The organism is Nonomuraea diastatica (assembly GCF_004349015.1).
GTDB lineage: Bacteria > Actinomycetota > Actinomycetes > Streptosporangiales > Streptosporangiaceae > Nonomuraea > Nonomuraea diastatica.
Window position 1 is genome coordinate 1 of record NZ_SMKP01000463.1, and the last position, 513, is coordinate 513.

General features: G+C 67.6%; 1 pseudogene. It reads right to left on the reverse strand.

Annotated features, from left to right (window positions below):
- Positions 1-513 (reverse strand): annotated as a pseudogene (locus tag E1294_RS52175) (DNA-directed RNA polymerase subunit beta); the annotation flags it as partial.

Below are 513 nucleotides of genomic sequence, written 5' to 3' on the forward strand. Positions count from 1 at the left end.
CTTCGTAGTTGTGGCCCTCCCAGGGCATGAACGCCACCAGCAGGTTCTTGCCGAGCGCCATCTCACCCTGGTCGGTGCACGGCCCGTCGGCGATCACCTGGTTGACCTCGACCCGGTCGCCCTCGGCGACGATGGGCTTCTGGTTGAACGAGGTGCCCTGGTTGGAGCGCTTGAACTTGGCGACGCGGTAGGTGGTGCGGGTGCCGTCGTCGTTCATGACGGTGACGTAGTCGGCCGAGACCTCCTCGACCACGCCGGCCTTCTCGGCGCTGATGACGTCGCCGGCGTCGGTCGCGGCGCGATATTCCATGCCGGTGCCGACCAGCGGCGCCTCGCTCTTGAGCAGCGGCACCGACTGGCGCTGCATGTTGGAACCCATGAGCGCGCGGTTGGCGTCGTCGTGCTCGAGGAAGGGGATCATCGCCGTGGCCACCGACACCATCTGGCGCGGCGACACGTCGATGTAGTCGACCTCCTCGGCACGGGCGAGCTCGGTCTCACCCCCCTTGGTGC